This is a genomic window from Klebsiella sp. KE9456, from assembly GCF_043832615.1.
Classification (GTDB): domain Bacteria; phylum Pseudomonadota; class Gammaproteobacteria; order Enterobacterales; family Enterobacteriaceae; genus Klebsiella; species Klebsiella indica.
In genome coordinates this window covers 193,152-216,025 of the sequence record NZ_JBDYQK010000011.1, presented here as the reverse complement: position 1 = coordinate 216,025, position 22,874 = coordinate 193,152, and the positions used below count along the sequence as shown (strand labels likewise).

20 protein-coding genes are annotated in these 22,874 nt (G+C 57.3%); 9 read left to right on the top strand and 11 right to left on the bottom strand.

Going from position 1 to position 22,874, the window contains the following annotated elements:
- Nucleotides 1-1,067: 1,067 nt before the first annotated feature.
- The gene (locus tag ABK821_RS13605; RefSeq protein ID WP_343178944.1) at nt 1,068-2,351 is read right to left on the bottom strand and encodes a citrate synthase; all 1,284 of its coding nucleotides are present in this window, start codon (nt 2,349-2,351) and stop codon (nt 1,068-1,070) included.
- A gap of 248 nt (nt 2,352-2,599) precedes the next feature.
- Here ABK821_RS13605 and ABK821_RS13600 point away from each other — a divergent pair, with 248 nt between their 5' ends.
- The 7 genes from ABK821_RS13600 to ABK821_RS13570 all read left to right on the top strand — a co-directional run bounded on the left by ABK821_RS13600 (nt 2,600) and on the right by ABK821_RS13570 (nt 9,510).
- On the top strand, nt 2,600-3,505 hold the full coding sequence (locus tag ABK821_RS13600) for a LysR family transcriptional regulator (protein WP_138359898.1): 906 nt from the start codon (nt 2,600-2,602) through the stop codon (nt 3,503-3,505).
- A 104-nt stretch (nt 3,506-3,609) separates the two neighbouring features.
- Nucleotides 3,610-4,017 (top strand): DoxX family protein, encoded by a 408-nt coding sequence (locus ABK821_RS13595; RefSeq protein ID WP_142502219.1) that lies wholly within the window; start codon nt 3,610-3,612, stop codon nt 4,015-4,017.
- Nucleotides 4,018-4,027: 10 nt separating this feature from the next.
- Nucleotides 4,028-4,984, top strand: a complete 957-nt coding sequence (locus ABK821_RS13590) for a glutathione S-transferase family protein (protein ID WP_395033963.1) — start codon at nt 4,028-4,030, stop codon at nt 4,982-4,984.
- Between the two features lie 665 nt (nt 4,985-5,649).
- Nucleotides 5,650-7,584, top strand: coding sequence for a sensor histidine kinase (locus tag ABK821_RS13585; RefSeq protein WP_138360041.1), 1,935 nt, complete (start codon nt 5,650-5,652; stop codon nt 7,582-7,584).
- Nucleotides 7,581-8,279 (top strand): response regulator transcription factor, encoded by a 699-nt coding sequence (locus ABK821_RS13580; RefSeq protein ID WP_138359901.1) that lies wholly within the window; start codon nt 7,581-7,583, stop codon nt 8,277-8,279. Before ABK821_RS13585 ends, ABK821_RS13580 begins: the two co-directional genes overlap by 4 nt.
- 366 nt (nt 8,280-8,645) lie before the next feature.
- The gene (locus ABK821_RS13575; RefSeq protein WP_138359902.1) at nt 8,646-8,786 is read left to right on the top strand and encodes a small membrane protein; all 141 of its coding nucleotides are present in this window, start codon (nt 8,646-8,648) and stop codon (nt 8,784-8,786) included.
- Nucleotides 8,787-8,892: 106 nt separating this feature from the next.
- On the top strand, nt 8,893-9,510 hold the full coding sequence (locus tag ABK821_RS13570; protein WP_138359903.1) for a transcriptional regulator: 618 nt from the start codon (nt 8,893-8,895) through the stop codon (nt 9,508-9,510).
- A 335-nt stretch (nt 9,511-9,845) separates the two neighbouring features.
- On the opposite strand, the gene ABK821_RS13565 is transcribed toward ABK821_RS13570, so the two are convergent.
- From ABK821_RS13565 to ABK821_RS13535, 7 genes are all read right to left on the bottom strand, one after another.
- Nucleotides 9,846-11,120 carry a dicarboxylate/amino acid:cation symporter gene (locus tag ABK821_RS13565; protein ID WP_138359904.1) on the bottom strand — a complete coding sequence of 425 codons (1,275 nt, stop codon included), beginning with the start codon at nt 11,118-11,120 and terminating at the stop codon, nt 9,846-9,848.
- Between the two features lie 230 nt (nt 11,121-11,350).
- Nucleotides 11,351-12,865: an ABC transporter substrate-binding protein gene (locus tag ABK821_RS13560; RefSeq protein ID WP_138359905.1), complete on the bottom strand. Its 1,515-nt coding sequence runs from the start codon at nt 12,863-12,865 to the stop codon at nt 11,351-11,353.
- The gene (locus tag ABK821_RS13555) at nt 12,846-13,877 is read right to left on the bottom strand and encodes an ABC transporter ATP-binding protein (RefSeq protein WP_308562525.1); all 1,032 of its coding nucleotides are present in this window, start codon (nt 13,875-13,877) and stop codon (nt 12,846-12,848) included. Before ABK821_RS13555 ends, ABK821_RS13560 begins: the two co-directional genes overlap by 20 nt.
- Complete coding sequence (locus ABK821_RS13550; protein ID WP_395033962.1) at nt 13,877-14,857, bottom strand: ABC transporter ATP-binding protein; 981 nt, start codon at nt 14,855-14,857, stop codon at nt 13,877-13,879. The genes ABK821_RS13555 and ABK821_RS13550 overlap by 1 nt, the downstream gene beginning before the upstream one ends.
- Nucleotides 14,854-15,699 carry an ABC transporter permease gene (locus ABK821_RS13545; RefSeq protein ID WP_142502225.1) on the bottom strand — a complete coding sequence of 282 codons (846 nt, stop codon included), beginning with the start codon at nt 15,697-15,699 and terminating at the stop codon, nt 14,854-14,856. The genes ABK821_RS13550 and ABK821_RS13545 overlap by 4 nt, the downstream gene beginning before the upstream one ends.
- Nucleotides 15,696-16,634 (bottom strand): ABC transporter permease, encoded by a 939-nt coding sequence (locus ABK821_RS13540; protein WP_395033961.1) that lies wholly within the window; start codon nt 16,632-16,634, stop codon nt 15,696-15,698. The genes ABK821_RS13545 and ABK821_RS13540 overlap by 4 nt, the downstream gene beginning before the upstream one ends.
- Nucleotides 16,634-17,533: a proline iminopeptidase-family hydrolase gene (locus tag ABK821_RS13535; protein WP_395033960.1), complete on the bottom strand. Its 900-nt coding sequence runs from the start codon at nt 17,531-17,533 to the stop codon at nt 16,634-16,636. Before ABK821_RS13535 ends, ABK821_RS13540 begins: the two co-directional genes overlap by 1 nt.
- A 203-nt stretch (nt 17,534-17,736) precedes the next feature.
- Between ABK821_RS13535 and ABK821_RS13530 the strand changes: the two genes are divergently transcribed.
- Together ABK821_RS13530 and ABK821_RS13525 are read left to right on the top strand one after the other, a co-directional pair.
- Nucleotides 17,737-18,489 carry a LuxR family transcriptional regulator gene (locus ABK821_RS13530; RefSeq protein ID WP_343178939.1) on the top strand — a complete coding sequence of 251 codons (753 nt, stop codon included), beginning with the start codon at nt 17,737-17,739 and terminating at the stop codon, nt 18,487-18,489.
- Nucleotides 18,490-18,573: 84 nt separating this feature from the next.
- Nucleotides 18,574-19,476 (top strand): proline iminopeptidase-family hydrolase, encoded by a 903-nt coding sequence (locus ABK821_RS13525; RefSeq protein ID WP_142502229.1) that lies wholly within the window; start codon nt 18,574-18,576, stop codon nt 19,474-19,476.
- A 63-nt stretch (nt 19,477-19,539) separates the two neighbouring features.
- Here the strand turns inward: ABK821_RS13525 and ABK821_RS13520 are convergent, their stop codons facing one another.
- The 3 genes from ABK821_RS13520 to ABK821_RS13510 all read right to left on the bottom strand — a co-directional run bounded on the left by ABK821_RS13520 (nt 19,540) and on the right by ABK821_RS13510 (nt 22,870).
- On the bottom strand, nt 19,540-20,985 hold the full coding sequence (locus tag ABK821_RS13520; RefSeq protein WP_395033959.1) for an amidohydrolase family protein: 1,446 nt from the start codon (nt 20,983-20,985) through the stop codon (nt 19,540-19,542).
- A gap of 161 nt (nt 20,986-21,146) precedes the next feature.
- Nucleotides 21,147-21,932, bottom strand: a complete 786-nt coding sequence (locus ABK821_RS13515; protein ID WP_395033958.1) for an SDR family oxidoreductase — start codon at nt 21,930-21,932, stop codon at nt 21,147-21,149.
- Complete coding sequence (locus ABK821_RS13510; protein ID WP_395033957.1) at nt 21,932-22,870, bottom strand: dihydrodipicolinate synthase family protein; 939 nt, start codon at nt 22,868-22,870, stop codon at nt 21,932-21,934. The genes ABK821_RS13515 and ABK821_RS13510 overlap by 1 nt, the downstream gene beginning before the upstream one ends.
- Between the last annotated feature and the right edge of the window lie 4 nt (nt 22,871-22,874).

Genomic DNA, 22,874 nt, shown 5'->3' with positions numbered 1-22,874 from the left:
CCAGGACGGCGGCCAGAGGGCGTGTCGAGACAGGACGTCGAGTCGCGCCCGGTCCGCCAGATGAAGCCGGAGTGGAGCGGACCGCGAAGCGGCAGGTTTCCAGCGCCATGCCGGGGGTGCAGGGGGAAGGGCGAAACGTCCCCCTGCCCGTTCACAGGCTGTGGAGATAACATATATCCTCGTACCGGCGGTGAACGGAGCAGCCCTCTGAACCGGAATATGAGGCGCTTGCACAGCACCACCAGGGAGATAACAGGCCGGTTTTCGCTGCCATCCCCGCATTCCTGTCAGGTGGCGGCTGACGCCTTACCTGACCTGGAAACCCATAAATACCGGGCTCCCCGCCTTCAGGCGGCTGAGGACCTGTAGCCCCGGTAAGCGCAGCGCCACCGGGGGATAACAAGCCCATTTAGCTATCATGCCCGCATTTTTGCCGGGTGGCGGCTACGCCTTACCCGGCCTACTCACTGTCAGTCTTTCAGATGTGGCAGGTGTTTTCCCAAGTTTTTATCACCTTCAGCGGTCAGGCAGTTGCAGGTTTACTGCGGGCTCATCGCAGGGGGGTTGTGCGCATCAGGGAAACCTGGCGGGAACGCAGGCGCGCATCCAGGACTGGCCGCCAGGACGGCGGCCAGAGGGTGGGTCGAGACAGGGACGTCGAGTCCCGCCCGGTCCGCCAGATGAAGCCGGAGTGGAGCGGACCGCGCAGCGGCAGGTTTCCAGCGCCATGCCGGGGGTGCAGGGGGACGGGCGAAACGTCCCCCTGCCCGTTCACTCGCAAGGGTCAGAAAAACTATCTGCGTATTCACAGTGAACGGAACAGCCCACGGAACCAGAATGTGAAGCAGGTTTAAGCGTGATGCCGAATCTGTATGAAATTATTGTGCCCGCATTTTTGCCGGGTGGCGGCTGACGCCTTACCCGGCCTACTCACTATCTGCGTATTCACAGTGAACGGAACAGCCCTCTGAACCAGAATGTGAGGGGCAGCGGGCCAGCACTGCGTCTTTCCATACACCGCCAGGCCGCGTCTGTCTCCACACCTGTGGATTAGAATACGTACAACATCACCCTTTGCGGCGCGAAACGTAATCCCGCATTTTCTCACCGGTATAAATCTGCCGCGGACGATAAATATTCAGCGGCGTCTCATGCATTTCATTCCAGTGCGCCACCCAGCCAAGCGTTCTGCCTACGGCGGTAATGACCACAAACATTGACGAAGGCAGACCCATCGCCTTCAGGATCACCGCGGTATAAAAATCGACGCTGGGCGACAGACCATTCTCGACAAAGTACGGATCGGTCAGCGCCACCTCTTCAAGAGCCATCGCCACCTGCAGCGGCATATCTGACATCCCCAGCTCATTCAGTACCCGATGGCAGGTCTCCCGCAGAATAGCGGCTCTCGGATCGAGATTGCGATAGCGGGAATTACCGAATCCCAGACGGCGAAACGCCTGCGGATCGCGTTTCGCTTTACTGAGGAACGCGGGGATTTGATCAACGGTGTTAATCTCCTCCAGCATGCGCATACTGGCTTCGTTCGCCCCGCCGTGAGTTGGCCCCCACAGGGAAGCCAGCCCTGCGGCGATACAAGCGAACAGATTCGCGCCGGACGAGCCCGCCGCCCGCACCGTGGTGGTTGAGGCGCACTGCCCGTGGTCGGCATGCAGCACCAGAATCTGATTCATCGCCTGCTCAATCACCGGATTGAGCTGATAATCCTCAGCCGGAATGGCAAACAGCATATGCAGGAAGTTCCCCGCGTAGGAGAGATCGTTGCGCGGATACTGCGCCGGTTGCTCAATGGAAAACTTATAGCTCATCGCCGCCAGCGTCGGCATTTTCGACAGCAAACGGGTAGCGGCCAGCGCACGGTGCGCCGGGTTTTCCACATCCAGCACATCGTGATAAAACGCCGCCAGCGTCCCCACCAGGGCGCACATTAAGGCCATAGGATGGGAATCGCGACGAAAACTGCTGCACATACGCGCAATCTGCTCATGCACCAGGCTGTGGCGAGTAATATTTTCTTTAAATTGCTGATAGCTGGCTTCGTCTGGCGCATCCCCTTGCAGCAAAATCCAGGCGACCTCAAGAAAATCGCACTGGCGGGCCAGTTGATCAACCGGATAGCCCCGGTGCAGCAGAATGCTCTTTTCGGTATCAATATAGGAAATCGCCGACGCGCAGCCCGCGGTATTCGTAAAACCGGGGTCAAAACTACAGATCCCGAGCGGCGCAAGCGGACGGATATCCATGCCGACATGGCCCAGCGTTCCCGAGACCGTACTCAAAGGAATTGACTGTTGTTCATCCAAAGACAGCGTTAGCGATTTTGTCGTCATCCTGTAAGGTCCCCTTCCACAACACATGAATAATTAACCTGGACATTTTCCAGGCAGAATTGCCAACATAACAGAGTCGCCCGGGGATTCTTTGATATAAATAAAATCCGCGCAAAGAAACGCCCGTTTTCGTCGCCTCAAGCCTGCTGAGGCCTCTGCAACCGGGCCCTCCGCTCAGGCGATGACGTGTCCAGCGCCTTCTCCTTTGCTATAGTGCCACCACTGACAATACACCTCAGGAAAATCTTATGGAACGGCTGGATTGCGATCGAATGTTCGTTGCGGTAATGGAAACCGGCAGTTTTACTCTCGCCGCCCAGCGCTGCGGTACCAGTCACGGCCAGGCCTCGAAACTTATTTCCAGCCTCGAACGCAGCCTGGGCGTCAATCTGTTAAGGCGCAGCACCCGCTCACTGACGCCGACTGATGTCGGGCTGGCCTACTATGAGCGCATCCGCCAGTTGCTGACTGACTACGATGAACTCAACGACGCGGTGCGGAATATCGCCAACGCCCCCTCCGGGCGGCTGCGGATCTCCGCTCCGGTGACCTTTGGCACCACGCAACTGGCCCCGCATCTGGTTACTTTCGCCCACCGTTATCCGGATATCGAGCTCGACGTCAGCTTCTCCGATCGGCTGGTCAGCGTGGTGGACGAAGGTTTTGACCTTGCGATACGTATCGGCAATCTGAGCGACAGCGCGCTGCTTGCCCGCCGCCTGTGTCCCATCCGCAACGTGGTGGTCGCGGCGCCGGAATATCTCTCTCGCCGAGGCGAACCGCCGCGCTGGGACGCCCTAAACCAACACGATCTGATTGTCGATACCAATTTTCGCGATCCCTGGCACTGGCCGTTCCTCGATGGGCAGCAGCTACATGCCCAGCCGGTCTCCGGTAAATTAAAATTTTCCAATGCTGAAGTTTGTCTGGCCGCCGCCCGCGCCGGTCTCGGCATCGCCCGGCTCCCCTATTTTATCGCCCGCCAGGCCATTGACGAAGGTAGCGTGATTCCGCTGCTGACGGCTTACGAAGCGCCGCCGCTGGCGCTGTATGCCGTTTTCCCTCCCGCACGCTACCTGGCGCACAAATCCCGGGTGATGATCGATTTTCTGGCCGAAGTCTTTGCCAATGATGAAGAACGCGCCCGCTGTTGACATTATTTCCGTAATGGAAATAAACATGCGCCTTTTGCACGGATAATCAGACAAACGAAATCGAGTACAGTCTTCGCATACACTCACAGGAGAGGATTTACATCATGATTGACCAACGTACTGCCCCATATGCCGCTCTGGTTATGCGTCTTGCTTTAGGTATTCTGTTTCTCGCGCATTTTGGCCTGAAATTCTTTGTCTTCACGCCTGCTGGCACGGCTAAATTCTTCGCCTCCCTCGGACTGCCGGGCTGGCTGGCCTATATCACCATGACCGTTGAACTCCTTGGCGCGATCGCCCTGATCCTCGGCGTGTATACCCGCATCGTGGCGGTCATATTGATCCCTATCCTGCTGGGCGCCATCTTTACCGTGCACGGTCCCGCCGGGTTCTTCTTCACCAATCCTAACGGTGGCTGGGAATTTCCGGCATTCTGGATTATCGGCCTGATCGTTCTGGCGCTGACCGGTGACGGGAAATACGCATTGAAACCAACGCCAGTAAAACTGTAACGGAGGCCGTATGCTGATCGACGGGAAATGGGCGGCAGAGTGGCACCCGGTACAGGCAACCGATAAACAGGGCGGCTTCGTGCGCCAGACCTCCAGCTTTCGCCACTGGGTGACGCCGGACGGTTCTCCCGGCGTCACCGGCGACGGCGGGTTTATTGCCGAGCCGGATCGTTATCATCTGTACGTGGCGCTGATCTGCCCGTGGGCTTCCCGTACGCTGATCGCCCGTAAGCTTAAAGGGCTGGAAGCGGTGATTAGCGTATCGGTCGTTGAGCCCTGGTTAATGGATGAAGGCTGGCACTTTGGCGATTATCCGGGTTCAGACCGCGATACGCTCAACCACGCCGAGTGGCTGCATCAGCTTTATACCCGGGCCGCCCCACGATTCACCGGGCGCGCCACGGTGCCCGTGCTGTGGGATAAAAAAACCGCGACGATCGTCAACAACGAGTCTGCCGATATCGTGCGCATGTTTAACACCGGTTTTGGCCAACTGGCCCGCAACGATATCGACCTTTACCCCGCCGCGCTGCGGGAAGAGATCGACCAGCTCAATGCGGAGATTTATCCGCAGCTTAACAACGGCGTCTACCGGGCGGGGTTTGCCACCACGCAGGTCAGCTATCAGCAGGCGGTCACGGACGTTTTTGCCATGCTCGACAAGCTTGAAGCGCATCTGGCAACCCGTCAGTTTCTCTGCGGAGAGACGTTGACCGAGGCGGATATTCGCCTTTTTGTCACCCTTATCCGCTTTGATGCCGCCTACCACGGCCTGTTCAAATGCAATCTGCGTAAGTTAGTGGAATATGGCAATCTCGACCGCTATCTGCGCCAGATTCTGACCATTCCCGGCATCCGCGAAACGGTCAATATCGACCATATCAAAAAGGGCTACTACTCTATTAAGGCGCTGAATCCGAACGGTATCGTCCCCGTCGGCCCTGACCTCAGCCGCTACGGATTTTAGCCGCAGACGCTTACCATAACGTCGGCGTGTTTAATCGCGCCGCCGTTATCACCGCGCCCGAACGTAACAACCGCGTTTTTTAACCGGGCGTAGTAATCTCAGCCGCATCACGCTTTGCCGCCAGTTCTCCCACAAAACGCGTTGCGGGGATAACAGCAAAAATTTTTATCTTCTGACTGAACTTCTGCCTTGCATTTTATCCCCCATTCCGAATACGTTAACGTTAATTAAGAATTTTCCTACTACTGATCCGGCCAGTTTTTTGGCCTACAGATAACGCTGGAATAATATTGTCGACACCAGCAGAATGCGGCGTCGTTTCATCCTATACCCTAAATAATTCGCGTTGCTTAGAGCCTATCCCACCAGGTGTTATTGGCGCAGCCAGTTTGAACACGGCCAGCGCGAAAGAACCGGAGCGTACACGTAGTACGTGAGGATTCTGAGCACTGCCCGGGTTCAAAATGACAAGCAAGGGTGAGCGGGCGTAACCAACGCATAAGCAACTTGACGTATGACGGATATACACACTTATTTCCCGGATTTCGGGCTGCGGTCGTCTGGCCGTTAATATCCTGTTGATATTATTGAACCATGCCGCAAGGGGGGCGTGATTGAATCGTTTGTACGCTGTTTTTGCTATCCATCTCGCCGGGCCCGGCCGCATGCACCGCAGGCTGCCTTTTTGGGCATGGTGTGGCGTCCTTTTTGCCCTGCACATCGGGACGCCAGCTCACGCGGAAGTCCGCCAGTTGGGGATCGATATTCCGGTCTATTGGTATACCGACGCCAGCAATACGATGACGCTGGACGCCTTCCTCGCCTTACCCAAAGGCGCGCTGAAACCCGTGGCGCAGATCCCGTCGTTTGGCTATTCGTCAAAGACCCTCTGGCTCCGGACGTTATTGCCTGCGGACTATTTTTCCGGCGAACAGCGCTGGCTACAGCTTGGCCCGTCATATGTTGATCATATGACCGTGTTCTATCGCCCCTATGGCAGTGATGGCCCGTGGATACAAAAAGAGTATGGCGATCGCAGCGCCACCAGGGATAATGACATCGACTATCGTAAAAGCGTGCTGATTTTACCGCCGCCGCCAACGGCGGAGGGGTACGAGATGGTCTTCCGTCTCCGGAGCACCAGTACCCTTCTTTTGCTGGCGACCCTCTTCTCACCACAAGAGTTTGTGCATACGGCCACGCTCTCTACCGCCTTCTGGAGCTTCTACTTCGGCCTCGCGGCGATTGCCAGCGCTATCGCCCTGTGTCTCGCCATTGTACTGCGCCGCCGTTTATTTTGGGGGATCTGTCTGGTCTCCCTCAACTATCCGCTGGTCGCGGCCCTGCACGGCTACCCGGCATGGCTATTTGGCGACGCCGTTCTGCCAGTACAGGATTACATGATCAGCAGCATATCGCTGATGAGCTATGCCACCACCCTGTGGCTGCATAGCGAATTCTTTGATCTGAAGAAGAATATGCCGCGCCTGCATCGACTACTGCTGGCGGCGATAGGTTTGAATATTGTTCTGCAAATCAGTATTCCGCTGGGGTTTTACGGTCTGGCGATGCAAATTAAAGCGGGTGTTTTCTTTATCGCCGCCCCCCTTCTGCTGATAACGTCCTGGACCCTGTGGCGACGCAAAGCGGTTGATCGGAAAACGCTGTTACTCGGGATACTGCCGCCGCTATACGTAGGGTGTACCGGGCTGGTTCTCCTCTCTATCAACGGTATTATTCCCTTTCACAACATGGTTTATTCCGCCTGGCAGTACGCATTACTAGTCCATATTTTCATCGTATTGATTATCGCCGTGCTGCGGGTACAAGCGGAAAATCGCGCTCTGATGCGCAAGAAACAGTTGGCGCGTGAACTGCAGATTGAGCGCGAGGCCAGCTTCCACCAGCGCCAGTTTATGGGCATCGTGGCGCATGAGTTCAGAACGCCGCTGGCGGTTATTCAGGCAGCGCTGGAAAACCTGCGCCTGTCCGCTGCCACATTCACCCAGAGTTCGCGCCTCGATCGCATGCAACGGGCCACAAACCGTCTGGTGCAGCTAACCGATAATTGCCTGGCCGATGCCCGCCTCTCCTCCTACGCTCTGAGCCCCGATAAGCAGGATACCCCCCTGCTGCAGGTCATCTTTATGGCTGCGACAGTGGTGGATTTGTCGCTGGATCACTATTTAAATGTTGTCCTTGAAGGGCAAACCGTCGGCCCTGAGTCGCCTTCTCCGGTGCTGTTTATCGATAGCGGGCTGTTGTGTATTGCCATCGCCAACCTGCTCGACAACGCGGTCAAATATTCGATTTCCGGGGAGATTAGCGTCGAAATTTTTCAGCAGGAAAAATGGATTGAAATCCGTATTAGCGACCACGGCCCCGGTATTCCGCCTGAGCAGGTCGCGTATATTTTCGAACGCTATCGACGCGGCGAACCGCATGCGAACAACGCATCCGGCACCGGACTGGGATTGTACGTCGCCCGACAAATCATCCACGCCCACGGCGGTGCTCTCTCGCTGGCAAAAAATACCTCTGCCGGATGCCAGTTTGCGCTCACGCTGCCAGCGGCTATACAGCAGGAGGACAAATCATGACGTTACGCGTGGCTATCATCGAAGATAGCGCTGATTTACTCGACGAACTGCTGGCCTTTTTACGCCATCGCGGACTGGACGTCTGGGGCGTACGCAGCGCCGAAGTGTTCTGGCGACAGCTGCACCGCAACCCTGTCGATATCGTGCTCATCGACATCAGCCTGCCGGGAGAAGACGGATTTAGCGTACTGGACTATCTGCATGAAATAGGTCAGTACGGGCTGATTGTTATCACCGCCAGAGGGCATGAGCAGGACAAACTGCAGGCGTTTAATGCTGGCGCCGATCTCTATCTGATTAAGCCGGTCAATTTCTCCGCCCTCGCGGATAACATTCATGCGCTTGGCGCCCGGCTTCAGCAGCAAAAACCGCCAGCACAGGTTGATCTACCGGTCGCCGCAAAGCCGGCAACCGCCTCCCCGTGGAAATTGCACACCGATCAGTTGATTGCGCCATCGGGGCTCAGCCTGCCGCTGACCCAGCAGGAATACCGGTTGCTGGAAATCTTAATGCGTAACCGCAATGAAGTGTGCAGCAAAGTTGAGCTACACGATTGTTTGTTTACCGATGAAGGCGAGCCGGAGCTGCACCGAATTGACGTGGTGATCAGCCGCCTGCGGCATAAAGCCCGTCTTCACGGCATCACGCTGCCGATTCGCGCTATTTTTGGCAAAGGCCTGGCGTTCATCTCCTGATCTCTCCCCGTCCGGCAGCCGTTATGTTACCGGCTGACGGCGGCTCTTGCTGTCTCGCTTTTCCCCCTCACCGGATGAGTTCCGCATTTTTTGGTAACTTTTTTCGTTTTTTGAGAGAAATGAGAGGAATGAGACTGACGGACCACTAGGATTTTTCCTACATTGATTAGGCGTCGTGAACATACCGGCAACGTTTTCTGTAAAGAAAACAGGTTGTTGCAGAATTCAGCAATGACCACGCGCGAAGAGTTTGCCGTACGCTTTGGGCCATGCGCCGCCCGCACAACCTGTAGATGAATATAAAAATATTCTCGTGCCTGCGGTGTACGCTTTACTATCAAATAAATTTATTAAAGGATCCCAACCATGACCATGCAAACATGGTTAGCTTTACTGCTGTGCGTATTTTGCCTGTGCATTTCTGTCTACAGTCTTGTTTCTTATCTCAGAGACAGGAAAAAACAAAAGCTGCCGTTTTCAGCCAAGAACTCAATGCGTAGAAAATAAGGCCAGGCAATATAATAATAAAAAACTTGCATAGCAATAATCACCGCATACGCCGGAGGTATGGCCACGGAGTGGCGTTATGTTGATTCATCAGGAAAGTAACGCCATGAAAAAAATTAACATCGCAATCAATACCAAAAATACCTTCCTCAGAGAATCGCTGGTTTCAATGATCAACGAACTGATCCGCCATAATCGTCATCTGCACGTCACTTTTTCTTATAAGCATAATGATTTTTCAGATAAAGATATGATTATCGCTGAAGTTCTCCCCGGCGAGATTTATCTGTGTAATACCAGCATAAAAAACCGCAAAACGGGCAGTTCGGTGATTATATTACACAGCTATGACCCGCTGCCGGAAAAGGAACGCATTGTTAATTGTCTGAAGGGCGTTACCTTTGTCTCAATCAAATCCGTGCCTATTAATAAAATGTTTGACATTATTGCCGGGGAACTGAAAAAGAGTGAAAACCTGCCGCCAACGCCAACAGCCACTTCTGAGCTAATATGCAGCAACTGCCCGCATAAAATGCTATCAAGATCGCAGGTCGCCGTTGCCAGCGGTATTATTCATGGCTTCGACATCGGTAAAATATCCGCACTTCACAACGTGACGCCCAAAACTATCGTCTGGCACAAAAGTAAAATCATGGAAAAATATCGCCTTAATAATAATTATGACTTTTTTCAATTTATTAATTTATTGAAAGAGCGCTGGTAATCGCCCCAGAGTCAATCGTCAATAACGGAATGCGGGGCGAAATTAGGAATCTGACAGGTTATTTGACAAGGGATTCCGAAATATATCAAGGGGATGAAAAACATCTATTCAGTCGTTACTGACTGCATGTAACATGACCGGGTTTTCTGGTATGACGATACCGCCGCTAATACATTCTGCAACGTGCAGTCTGGTAGAAATACAATAAAAAAAACCTCTTTATCGAGGATTATTCACTTCGTCACATTGCCCCTCGCGTGCCTGTCAGGGGCCTCTTTTTTCAAACCCGCTTTATCCCCGGCATGAACGCCCCCCTCGCAGAGGGCGCATGTTTATCAGGCTTCGACCTGCTGAGGTCCGGCTTCGCTCTCCGGGATCGTATCCTCCAGTAAGCCTTCATTTTTTGACAGCATTGCCGTGGCGATACCGTTACCCAGCACGTTAATCGCCGAACGCCCCATATCGAGGAAATGGTCAATGCCCATCAGCAGCAAAATACCCGCCACCGGAATATTGAAGCTCGGAATTGTCGCGGCCAGCACCACCAGCGCGGAACGGGGTACCCCGGCAATCCCTTTCGACGCCAGCATCAGCGTCAGCATCATCACGCTAATTTCGCCGAAGCTAAGCTGAACGTTATAGGCCTGCGCGATAAACATCGCGGCGAAAGAGCAGTAGACCATCGAGCCGACGAGGTTAAAGGAGTAACCGATGGGCAGCACAAACGATGCGATGTTGCGCGAGCAGCCGAAGCTCACCAGGCGCTCCAGCGTCTTCGGATAGGCCGCTTCGGAACTGCTGGTGGTAAACGCCACCAGTACCGGGTCTTTCAGCATATTCAGCAGGCGAAACACCTCTTTTTTCAACACCATATAGCCCACCGCCAGCAGCACCATGCTGGTCAGCAGGATCGCCACGTAGTAACCGCCGATAAATGAAGCGTAGTTAAGCAGTATCCCCAATCCCTGAGCGGCGATAACCGAAGAAATGGCCGCGAAAATCGCCAGCGGTGCCACATACATCACGTATCCGGTCACCTTCAGCATAATATGGGAAACCACATTCAGCGCCGCCACCAGCGGCGCATTGAATTTTTCTCCCAGCGACGCCCCGGCAATGCCGAAGAACATTGAGAACACCACAATTTGCAGAATTTCGTTGTTGGCCATCGCCTCTGTAATGCTGGTCGGGATGGTATGGGTCAGAAAACCTTTTAAGCTCATCCCGCTCACCGCCAGCCCGGTATCCACAGACGCCTGAGGGATCGCCAGGTTCAAACCGGCGCCAGGATGCTCCAGGGTGACAATCACCAGCCCGACCAGAATGGACAGAATTGACGAAGTGATAAACCACACCATCGCTTTACCGCCGACCCGCCCGATGGTCGCCGTTTCGCCAAGGCGCATAATGCCGACCGTCAGGGTACTGAAGACCAACGGCGCAATCACCATCTTAATCAGGCGCAGGAACACGTCGGTGAGCAGCGTAATGTTTTCTGACCATGCGGTGATGGCGGCTGGCGCTGCGTATGCGTGGATGGCCGCGCCGGAGAGGATACCCAACAACATGAAAATGACGATGAACAGCGTGAGTTTGTTTGCACTTGCCACAAAAATTAACCCCTGATTTATTTAACCTGTTGATTTAATGCACATATATTCTATGTATTGGCGCACATTAAATATTCACCGCATAGATTGAATAAATGCCGGACCGGTCACAACTGTTTTTTAGTTTTTACAGGAAAAGTTAATCTGCACGTTGATGTACATCAATCCGGGCGGGTATCAGGGACGATCAAAAAAGCGCCGGCGACTGAAGCCGACCGGCGCAAGAGGCATCAGTTTTTGACGGTATCCTCAAGGAAGAATCGGCCCAGCGGATTCTGGTAAAAACCGTCAATATTTTTACGGCTGACGTTGCGGTACGGGCTGTAATACAGATCGATCCAGTTGACATCGGCCTTGGCCATTTTTTGCAGATCGATATACATCTGTTCGCGCTTTTTGCTATCCATTTCGACGCGCGCGGCGGCCACCAGCGCTTTCACCTTCTCGTTATGATAGCGGGTCATATAGTTCATATTGGCGTCGTGGCCAAGTACAAAGGTGGTTTTCTGGTCAGGGTCGAGAATATCGTTAGTCCAGTACATCACTGAAATATCGTAATCCCCGGCAACCAGCATATCCCAGCTCTGACTCGGATCGACCTTTTGTAAATTGACCGTCACCCCGGCTTTCGCCAGCTGCTGTTGCAATAAAATGGCGATTTGCTCGTCCACTTCATCCCCGGCGTTCACCACATAATTCAGCTTCAGGTTCTCGGCCCCCGCCGCTTTTAACATCTGCTTTGCCTTTTGCGGATCGTATGGCCGCCGCAGATTGTCCGCGTAGTGGTAAAGCGCCCCGGCCGGAATATAGGAGTTCGCCACCTGGCCATAGCCAAACGTCACGGTCTTGACGATCGCGTCTTTATCAATCGCAAAGTCCAGCGCCTGACGTACCGCCACTTTACCCAGCGCGCCGTGAGAATGGTTAATCAGCAGATGATCTTCGCGCGTGGAAGGATTGAGTTCAACCTTCAGATTCGCGTCCTTCTGTAATGACGCAATGCGCGAGAAAGGCACGTTCAGCGCGGCATCCAGTTCGCCCGCCTGCACTTTCAGCATACGGGTATTATCATCCGGGATCGTTAACCACTCCACGCCATCCAGGCTGACATTTTTCGCCTGCCAGAAGTAAGGATTCTTCACCAGCACGATTTTTTCACCGCGCTGCCACTCCTTAACGCTAAACGCGCCGGACCCCACCGGTTTTTCAGCAAATGCCTCTTCACCTTCCGCCTCCATCGCTTTTTGTGAAATCACCGAAGCATTGGGCAACGCCAGTTGCGACAAAAATGGCGCAGAAGGGGATTTCAGCGTCACCACCAGCGTGTGGGGATCCGGCGCCTCCGCTTTGGCGATAATGCTATACGAATCGCGCCACAGCGACCCCTCATCATCACGGATACGCATCAGGCTGAAGGCCGCATCGCTGGCGGTAACCGGCGTCCCGTCAGAAAATTTGGTATCTCGGATTTTAAAGGTATACACCTTACCATCCGGGGAAACCGTCCAGCTCTCGGCCACGCCCGGCTCCAGTTTCGTCCCCGTTTTATCGACTCGCACCAGCGGGTCGAAGACGTTGGAAAAGACCCAGTTATCGGCGTTTTGCGCCGATTTTATGGGATCGAAAGTGGTGCTGTCCTCGCGACGGCCTATGCTCAATACCCCCGCCGCCTGCGCCATTTCGCTTACCACGCTTAGCGCCAGAAAAACGCTGGCCGCCAGTAACTTAACATGCCTGTGCTTCATCAAAAGATCCCCCAGTCAAAGGAAAAACGGTCTCATCGCCTGTGTGGTTAAGTACGCAGGCATAAGTGCGGTCGGCAATCTGCCGGGTTGGTGGAGCGTCGGTGCGGCACTGCACCTGCGCATAAGGACAGCGCGGATGAAATGCACAGCCTTGCGGCACCGCGACGGGGCTGGGCGGTTCGCCTCCCAGCATATTCTTCGGCAACGGTTTGTCCGGGTCGATTTCCGGGATCGCCGAGACCAACGCGGCGGTATAGGGATGCAACGGCCGGGTGAAGAGCGCCTCCGCAGGCCCCTCTTCCACGATCCGTCCGAGGTACATGACCGCAACGCGATCGCAGAGCCGACGAACAATCGCCAGATCGTGAGCGATAAACAGAATCGCCAGCCCCATCGTCTCGCGCAGCGTCATTAATAAATTGACAATCTGTCCCTGAATGGAAACATCCAGCGCTGCGACGCATTCATCCGCCACAATCAGGCGGGGTTCCATGGCCAGCGCTCTGGCAATACCGGCGCGCTGACACTGACCGCCGCTAAGCTGAGCCGGTTTCGCGCTGGCCTGCTGCGGACGCAGGCCCACCTGGGTGAGCAGCTCCGCCACCCGCCGGTCAACCTCGCCCCGCGCCACCTTCCGATGTACGCGCAACACCTCGGCAATACTTTCCCCCACGGTCTGACGCGGATTCAGCGACGCAAAGGGGTCCTGGAAAATCATCGCGCTTTGCTGCCGCAAGCGGGCGATATCGCTGGTCAGGCCGTGGGTGATGCGTTGCCCCTCGAAGCGCACCTCTCCGCCGGCGACCCGCTCAAGCTGTAACAGCGCCCGTCCCAGGGTACTTTTTCCGCTACCGGATTCGCCGACCAGACCGAGCGTCTCGCCGGGATAGATTTGCAACGAGACCTGATTGACCGCATGTACGACCCGTTTCGGTTGCCAAAGCCCGCCGGAAACCGGAAAAGTGACGGACAGATTATCGGCCTCCATCAACGGCCAGTGAGCGTGAACCATTATCCCTCCCGCCGGGTGAGCGCAGGCAATATATGATGGCAGGCGGCCGCATGGCTCTGACTACCCTGCCGGTAATGCAGTAAAGGCTGGCTCTGGCAGGCTTCATCTGCGCGGCGGCAGCGCGGGTGAAAGCGACAGCCTGGCGGAAAGTGATCGGCAACCGGCGGCTGCCCGTCGATAGTCATTAACCGCCCCTGTCCACCTTCGCTGGCGGGCTGACAGTCGATCAGCCCGCGGGTATAGGGGTGCAGCGGCACGGCCAGCACTTCACGCTTATCGCCAACCTCACACAACCGGCCGCCATACATCACCGCAATCCGGTCGCAGGTTTGCGCCACCACGCCAAGGTCATGCGTGATCATAACGATCGCCAGCCCCAGTTCGCTGCGCAGGTCGCTGAGCAGACGCAAAATCTGCATCTGCACGGTTACGTCCAGCGCGGTCGTCGGTTCATCGGCGATCAACAGCGCAGGCTCCGGCGCAAGGGCGACGGCAATCATCGCCCGCTGGCGCATCCCGCCGGAAAACTCATGCGGATAGTTATTGAGCCGGTTTTGCGGATCGGGGATCCCCACCTGGCGCAATAGCGCCAGCGCATCCTCCCGCGCCTGACGACGACTGGCGCCGAAATGGAGGCGGCGGCTTTCGGCAATCTGTTCGCCGATGGTCATCACCGGATTCAGGTGGCTGGTGGGATTCTGGAAAATCATGCCGATTTCCCGGCCGCGCAGCGCCGACATTTGCCTTTCACTCAGGGACAATATCTCCCGTCCCCCCAGCAGCACCTCACCGCCGGTGATCCGCAATCCGGCTCCCGGCAACAGACGCATCAGCGCCCGACAGGTAACGGTTTTCCCCGACCCGCTCTCACCGACCAGGCCGAGCATCTCCCCGGCGTCAAGCGTGAATGAAACATCATCCACCAGCGCGATATTTTCACCGCGCGTGACCGTCAGGTGATTCACCTCCAGCAGGCTCATACACGTTCTCCTAATTTATCGCCCAGCCCGTCGGCCAGCAGGCTAAACCCCATCGCCAGCAGCACGATAGCGAGGCCCGGAAAGGTGGTTATCCACCATGCGGTGGTAATAAAACTCTGCCCTTCCGCCACCATCACGCCCCATTCGGCGGTTGGCGGCTGTACGCCAAGCCCCAGATAACTCACCGACGCCCCGTTCAGCAGCACCAGGACACAGTCGGACATCGAAAAAACGATGGCTCCGGTCAGGGCGTTCGGCAGCAGATGGCGGAACAAAATGCGCAGATGGCCGTAGCCCAGACTGCGGGCCGCCAGAATAAAATCGCGCTGTTTAAGGGTCAGAACCTGGGCGCGCACCAGTCGGGCGTAGGAGACCCAGCCGACCATTGCCATAGCGATATAAAAGCTGCTCAGCCCTGGTCCGAGAATGGCAATGATCGCCAGCATCAGCACCAGAAAGGGAAAAGCCAGCACGATATCGATAATGCGCATCACCAGCGCGTCAACCACGCCGCCAGAATAGCCGGAGAGCGCGCCGAGGGTGGTGCCGAGCATAAAGGGAAACAGCACCCCCAACAGGCAGATCTGCAGATCTATCCGCGCGCCCCACAGCACGCGAGAAAAAACATCGCGACCAAAGTTATCGGTGCCGAAGGGATGCGCGCCGCCCGGCGGCAACAGGGCCGCGGCCGCATCCTGATTAATCGGATCGAACGGCGCTATCCACGGCGCCAGACAGGCGATCAGTAGCCACAAGCCAACAATCGCCAGCCCGGCGTATAACGCCTGCTGGCGCGGAATAGCCCGGCGCCGCAAACGGGACAAGGTAGCTATCGCCTTCATAGTTTTATCCTCGGGTCGAGCGCGACGGTCAGCAGATCCGCCAGCAGGCTGACCGCCACGGTAGCCAGCGCAAAGACCATCACCACGCCCTGAACCACCATGTAGTCGCGGCTAAAAATCGCCTTTACCAGCAGTTGCCCCAGGCCGGGGATAGCGAACACGCTTTCAATCACCACCGTACTGCCAATTAACCAGCCAATGTTCACCGCCAGCAGATTGATGGTCGGTACCAGTGAATTCGGCAGCACATGCCGCCAGAAGATGCGCCTTTCCTGCTGCCCGCGCGCCCGTGCCGCCACAACATAATCGCTACTCATTTCCATCAGCAGACTGGCGCGCAGGTTACGAATCAATACGGCGGAAAGGGCCAGCGCGACGGTCAGGCACGGCAGCGCCATATGGTGCATGCGGTCTAAAAAATCGCTGCCGTAACCGGAGACCGGAAACCAGCCGAGTACGATGCTGAACAGCAGAATCAGCATAATGCCGAGCCAGAACGCCGGAAACCCGAGCCCGGCGGTGGTAAAAAGGCGAATCAACCGATCGGCGAGACGCCCGCGCTGGCGGGCGGCAATGGCCGCCAGCGGCACCGTCAACACAATCGCCAGCAGAACGCTGCCCAGCACCAGCCATAGCGTCGGCTCCAGACGCGAAGCGATCAGCTTCAGAGTATCGACCCGGTAAACAATCGACTTCCCCAGTTCTCCCTGCAGCAGGTTGCGCAGAAAATAGCCATATTGTACCCATAGCGGCTCATCCAGACCAAACTGCGCGCGAATGCGGGCCAGCGCCGCCGGCGTGCTACGGACGCCCAGCAGAATCCGCGCCGGATCGCCGGGGATCGCGCGCACCATCATGAAGGTAATCAGGCTAATGCCGAGCAGAACCGGCAGCAGCTGTAACGGTCGAAAAAGCAAAAATCGGTAGCGATGCATCAACAGCCTCCCGCATCGCGCTGACGCGCCAGAAAGTCGAGCAGCACCGGATAGTAGGCCTGCGGCTCTTCGTAAAACGGCATATGGCTGCTGTTGGCAAAAATCGCGATTTCGGCATTTGCCAGCCCCTGTTTCATTTTCAGGGCGCAGGCGGGGGTCAGCTCATCATGCTGTCCGCTGGTAATCAGGCACGGTACGCGAATTGAGGCCAGCTCAGCGCTGCGGTTCCACGCTTTTAAATTCCCGGTATAGAGGAATTCGTTCGGCCCCTGCATGGTGGTATAAGGCCCCATATTCCAGTCCTCAAGCGAGCGCTTAACCGGATCGGGCCAGACGTCAAGACGACAAACGTGGCGATAATTCAGCAGAGTAATCGCCGCCTGATAGGCCGGATGATCCAACCAGCCCAGCGCTTCATAGCGCTGCATCATGGCAACGGTTTCCGCCCCCAGCGCCCCGCGCAGACGATTCAGTTCCTGCACCAGATGCGGCATATCGGCAACGGTGTTTTCCAGAATCAGCGAACGAATTGCGCCAGGATGGTGCAATGCCACTTCAATCGCCAGCCAGCCGCCCCACGAATGACCAAGCAGGTGTACCGGGCCGAGCCCCAGCGCCTGACGGACGGTTTCCACTTCTCGCACGTAGCGCGCCATCGTCCATAAGCTGGCGTCATCGGGGCGGTCGGATTTTCCGGTACCCAACTGGTCAAATGCAATCACCCGATAACCGTGCTGTTTCAGACAGGCGTGGGCTTCGCGCAGATAGTCGCACGGCAATCCCGGCCCGCCGTTGAGGCAGAGAACGGTCTCCTCGCCGTCGCCAAATTGATACGCCACGACGTTATAACCATCCACCGTAATGTTATGGCATCGATCGGCCGCTATTTCGCTCCACATACTGTGCTCCTCATCGTCGATGGTTCCGGCTGCCTGGGTTGCTTTAACGCTAACGGCATCGCCGGAAACTGAACAGTTAGCAAAAATACTAGTTTTGCGCCGCGCCGGGACGGCACCGGAATTGCATACCTCAGGCTGAGTAACTGGCGGATTTGCACAAATCGTGCCCGTCGCCGGTCTCGTTTTAACGTGAAGGGGGTTATATGCGACTGGAGTTTGAACGCCCCGGCAGCGTCCGGGCGAACAGTCTGGAGGAGGCATTCGGCGGACTTTTTCAGCACACCCGGACACTGGGATTTGACGCGGTCATTTACGACTACACGCCGGTCCCGCGTTCACTGGAAGGGGATCTGATTACGCCGTCGCTGCTAAAAACCTGCAATGTGCCGGAGGATATGCGCCAGCTATGGTGCGAACACGGATATTATCAGGTTGATCCGGTGCAGCACTACGCGCTGGAAAGCTGCGCGCCCTTTGTCTGGTCCTATCAGCGGTCAGACAGTAGCATACTGCGCGGCAGGCTCGGCCATCAGGCCGCCGCCGTCACCGACTATATGCGCGAACACAATATGCCCTGCGGCGCAACGGTTCCCCTGCATCTGCCTAATGGCGGCTTCGTCACCCTCACCGGTATCCACACCGGCCCGCGTCAGGAGCGAGAAATCAGCGCCACCCTGGCGCAATTGATGCTGATCGCCCACCAGTTCCAGGAATCGGCCTTTCCGCTGTTCGACAGCACCATGCTCACCTGCCGTCACGTGAAGTTGAGCAACCGCGAGCGCGAATGCCTGGCGTGGTCCGCCGAAGGACTGACCGCCAAGGAGATTGCCCGTAAGCTGCATCGTTCGGTGGCGACGGTGACGCTGCATCTGAATACCGCCGCGAAAAAGCTGGGCGCCAGCAACCGCGTGCAGGCGGTGGTCCGCGCCCTGCACTACCGCCTGCTCGACAGCTAAGATCTAGCATTTTTGCTAGTGTTCAGCGCCGGTCGCCAGCCTTTACCCTGAAAGCCAGTTCACTTAGCAGGGTAAAGATGATTCATGTATACCATCAGCGAAGGCTACGCCCCGTTTCGGCGCTATCAAACCTGGTTTCGTATTTGCGGCGACCTCAATAGCGGGCTGACGCCGCTGGTCATCGCCCACGGCGGGCCGGGGTGTACGCATGATTATGTCGATGCGTTCCGCGATATCGCCCTTACCGGGCGGGCGGTGATCCACTACGATCAGTTAGGCAACGGGCGTTCAACCCATCTCCCGCAGCAGCCCGCCGACTTCTGGCAACCGGCGCTGTTTCTCGACGAACTGGACAATCTGCTGCAACATCTCAATATTGCCGATAATTACGCCCTGCTCGGCCAGTCATGGGGCGGCATGCTCGGCGCAGAGCACGCGGTAAGGCAGCCTGAGGGGTTAAAAGCGCTGGTTATCGCCAACTCCCCGGCCTCAATGGCGCTGTGGTTACAGGGCGCGGCAACGCTCCGCGCGCAGCTGCCCGCTGACGTCCAGCAAACGCTGCTGGCCCATGAAGCAGCGGGCACGCTGGACAGCGCGGAATATAAGGCGGCAAGCCAGGTATTTTATCAACGCCATGTCTGTCGGCTCGATCCCTGGCCGCCGGAAGTCCGGCGCACCTTTGATGCCATGGATGCCGACCCGACGGTCTATCACGCGATGAACGGCCCCACCGAATTCCATGTGATCGGCAGCATGAAAGCGTGGACCATTATCGACCGACTCGCGCGGATTACGGTGCCGGTCCTGCTGATTTCCGGGCGTTACGATGAAGCGACGCCGGAGGTGGTGCAGCCCTTTATGGACCACATTCCCGACGTGCGGTGGACAATTTTCGACGCCTCAAGCCATATGCCGCATGTGGAAGAACGGGAACTGTGCATGAAAACGGTGAACGACTTTTTGCACAGCGCGATCCCGGCGGCATAATCCCCGCCGTTCGCCGGAAGCCAGCCGTTAAGGCTGAACGATACCGGTGAACGGCGCACTTCTTTACCGACGAATCACCTGCCCTGCCGTCTGATGGCGGATTTCGCCCTCGGCCCAGGCCAGTTGACCATTCACCCACACTTTTTCGATCCCTTCGGCCCGGAGACACGGTTGCGCAAAAGTCGCGCTATCCTGCACCGTCCGCGGGTTAAACAGCACCAGGTCGGCATAATATCCAACGGCGATCCGCCCGCGACGGGCGATGCCCAGCTCCGCGGCGGGCAGGCCGCTCATCTTATTCACCGCCGTGTACAGCGGGAACAACCCCAGCTCGCGGCTGTAATGCCCCAGCACCCGGGGAAAGGTACTCCATAAACGCGGATGCGGATGCTCATCATGCGGCATGCCGTCAGAGCCAATCATCGTCGGCGGGAACGCCAGAATACGCTGGACATCGTCCTCATCCATCATGAAATAGATCGCCCCGGCGGGCATCAGCCGCTGCGCCGCCGCTTCATCGCTGACGCCCCAGTCGGCGGCGATATCGGCCAGCAGCCGTCCGGCATGCTGCGGATGCGGCGTCGACCAGCTCACCAGCACTTTTGCCGCTCTGGCGATAAAGGCCGGGTTTAAGGTGGTGGATGAGGCGTTATAGGGGTAGCAATCCAGCGACACCGGCTGGCGCGCGCGGGCAGCCTGAATGCTGGCCAGCGTTTCCCGCGAACGGCCATGGTTTTTCACCCCGGCCAATTTATGGTGGGAAATCAACACCCGCACCCCTAACCGACGGCCGATCTCGTAGGTTTCTTCCAGCGACTCCAGCACCGCTTCCGCTTCGTTACGCATATGCGTGGCGTACAACGCCCCGTAGCGCGCCAGCGGCTCGGCCACCGCGACAATCTCATCGATAGTCGCCGCCCGCGCGGGGGGATAAAAGGTGCCGGTAGAGAAGCCAAAAGCGCCAGCGGCCAGAGACTCCTCAAGCCGTTCGCGCATCCGGGCGCACTCATCTTCACTGGCGCTACGCGTCAGCGAATCGCCCATCACGCTGGCGCGCAGCGTGGTATGGCCCACCATGCAGGCGGCGTTGACGGCAATCCCGTCGTTGGTTAATGCCGCCAGATAGTCGGCGAAACGGGGAAAGCGCAGCCACTCGGGAGTGGCTATCAGATCCAGCGGCGCGGGAACGTGCGCCATCTGCGCTGGCGCCAGGCTCAGGCCGCAGTTGCCGGTAATCACCGTGGTGACCCCTTGCGAGAGCTTGGCGCTCATCATTCCCGGCATGAGCAACGCCCGATCGTCATGGGTATGAACATCAATAAACCCCGGCGCCAGCGCCAGCCCCTGCGCCTCAATAATATGTTCCCCGACAAGCGAACCGGGCGCGCCAATGGCGGTAATATATTCACCGGCAATCGCCACATCCGCCGGTACCGGTGGCTCGCCGCCGCCGTCAAAGAGCAACACGTCCCGCAGCACCCGGGTCGCACCATGCATCACCTTATTCATCGCCATTCTCCATACTAAGAGCCTATCCAGGTAGACGTTATTGGCGCAGACAGTTTGAACACGGCCAGCGCGGAAGAACCGGAGCGTACACGTAGTACGTGAGGATTCTGAGCACTGCCCGGGTTCAAAACGACAAGCAAAATAGCCCTAATGGGCCAGCGCTAAAGAGAGGGGAGCATCCCGCCATCAACCCGCAACACGCTGCCGGTGATGAACGACGCCTGCTGGCTGGCGAGGAACGCCGCCGCCGCGCCGTACTCCTCCGGTCGACCGTAACGCCCGACCGGGATCGTCTGCTGGCTTTTACTGCGCACCGTCTCGACGCTCACCCCTTCCCGCCCGGCGCGGGCGGCGTCAAGCTGACCCACGCGCTCCGTGGCAATACGTCCCGGCACCAGCACGTTCACCGTGATGCCGCTGGCGGCGACTTCCCCGGCCAGCGTTTTCGACCAGCCCATCAGCGCCATACGCAGGGTATTCGACACCCCCAGATTAGCAATTGGCGCGACCACGCCGGAAGAGGTGCTGGTAATAACGCGTCCCCAGCCGTTCGCCCGCATGTCGGGCAGCACCTTATCGGTCAACTGAATAAGCGAGCTGACCATCGCGCTGAACTGCCGTTGCCAGATGTCCGGGTCCACGCCTGCGGCGGTAGAGGGCGCCGGACCGCCGGAGTTATTCACCAGAATGGCGATCGCGCCAAAGCGCTGGCGGATCTCGCTGAGGACCGCATCAAAGGTTTGCGGGGCCGCCAGATCCAGCCGCCAGGCCTGGGCTTCGCCGCCAGCCTGCGTAATCAGCTTCACCGTCCCGGCCAGCTTCTCTTCATTGCGTCCGGTCACCGCGACCTTGACGCCTTCGGCGGCCAGCGCCTGCGCGATGGCGCGCCCTAAACCGCTTCCCGCGCCGCACACCAACGCCGTTTTTCCGGCAATCATAAAATCCATCAGTTCAGTCCTTTTTCGGCGAGTTTACGTTCCAGACGGGCCATCAGCCCGCTCAGTTCCTGCTGGTCGATACTGTCAAGAACCGGCCCCGGCTGGCGAACCGCCGCGCTTTTTATCGCCCCGCGCCGACGCAGCGCCTCTTTGCGCAGTCCCAGGCCAATGCCATACTGAAACTCATGGCGCAGCAGCGGCAGGTAGCAGTCGAAAATATCCTCGCCCCGCGCCGGATCGCCCGCGGCATAGGCCTGACAGACCTGTACCAGCATTTCCGGCCAGGCAAAACCGGTCATCGCGCCATCGGCTCCGCGCGCCAGCTCCTGCGGCAAAAAGAGGCCGCCGTTACCCACCAGCACGCTGATACGGCGCAGCCCCAGCGTCTCGCTCTGGCTGCGGAGCTGGCTGAGTTTGCGCATCCCCGGCAGGTCTTCATGCTTAAGCATCACGATTTGCGGCAGCGCATCAATCAGACGCAGCATCACCGGAACAGAGGTATGCACTTTGGTCGATTGCGGGAAGTCCTGCAGACAAATCGGCACCTCGCCGCCAAGCAGATGCGCAACGCTGAGAAAGTAATTTTCCACCTGCGGATCGGTGACCAGATTCGGGCCAGGCGCCAGCATGACCCCTGCCGCCCCTTTATCCATCGCCGTTTTCGCCAGACGTTCAACGTGGCGGTGGGAAGCATGGCTGACGCCGACCACGACCGGCACGCGCCCGTTGACCCGCGCCAGCACCCGCTGCATAAAGATCAGCGCCTCTTCTTCGGTGAGCTTATGCGCCTCCCCCATCATGCCGAGAATAGTGATACCGCTGACGCCCTTTTCGAGGTAGAAGTCGGTCAGGCTGTCCGCGCTGGCTAAATCCAGTTCTCCGCTGTCGGTAAATGGCGTGGCGGAAATAATGTAGACGCCCTTCGCCTGTTCATTCAGTTTGTTCATTACC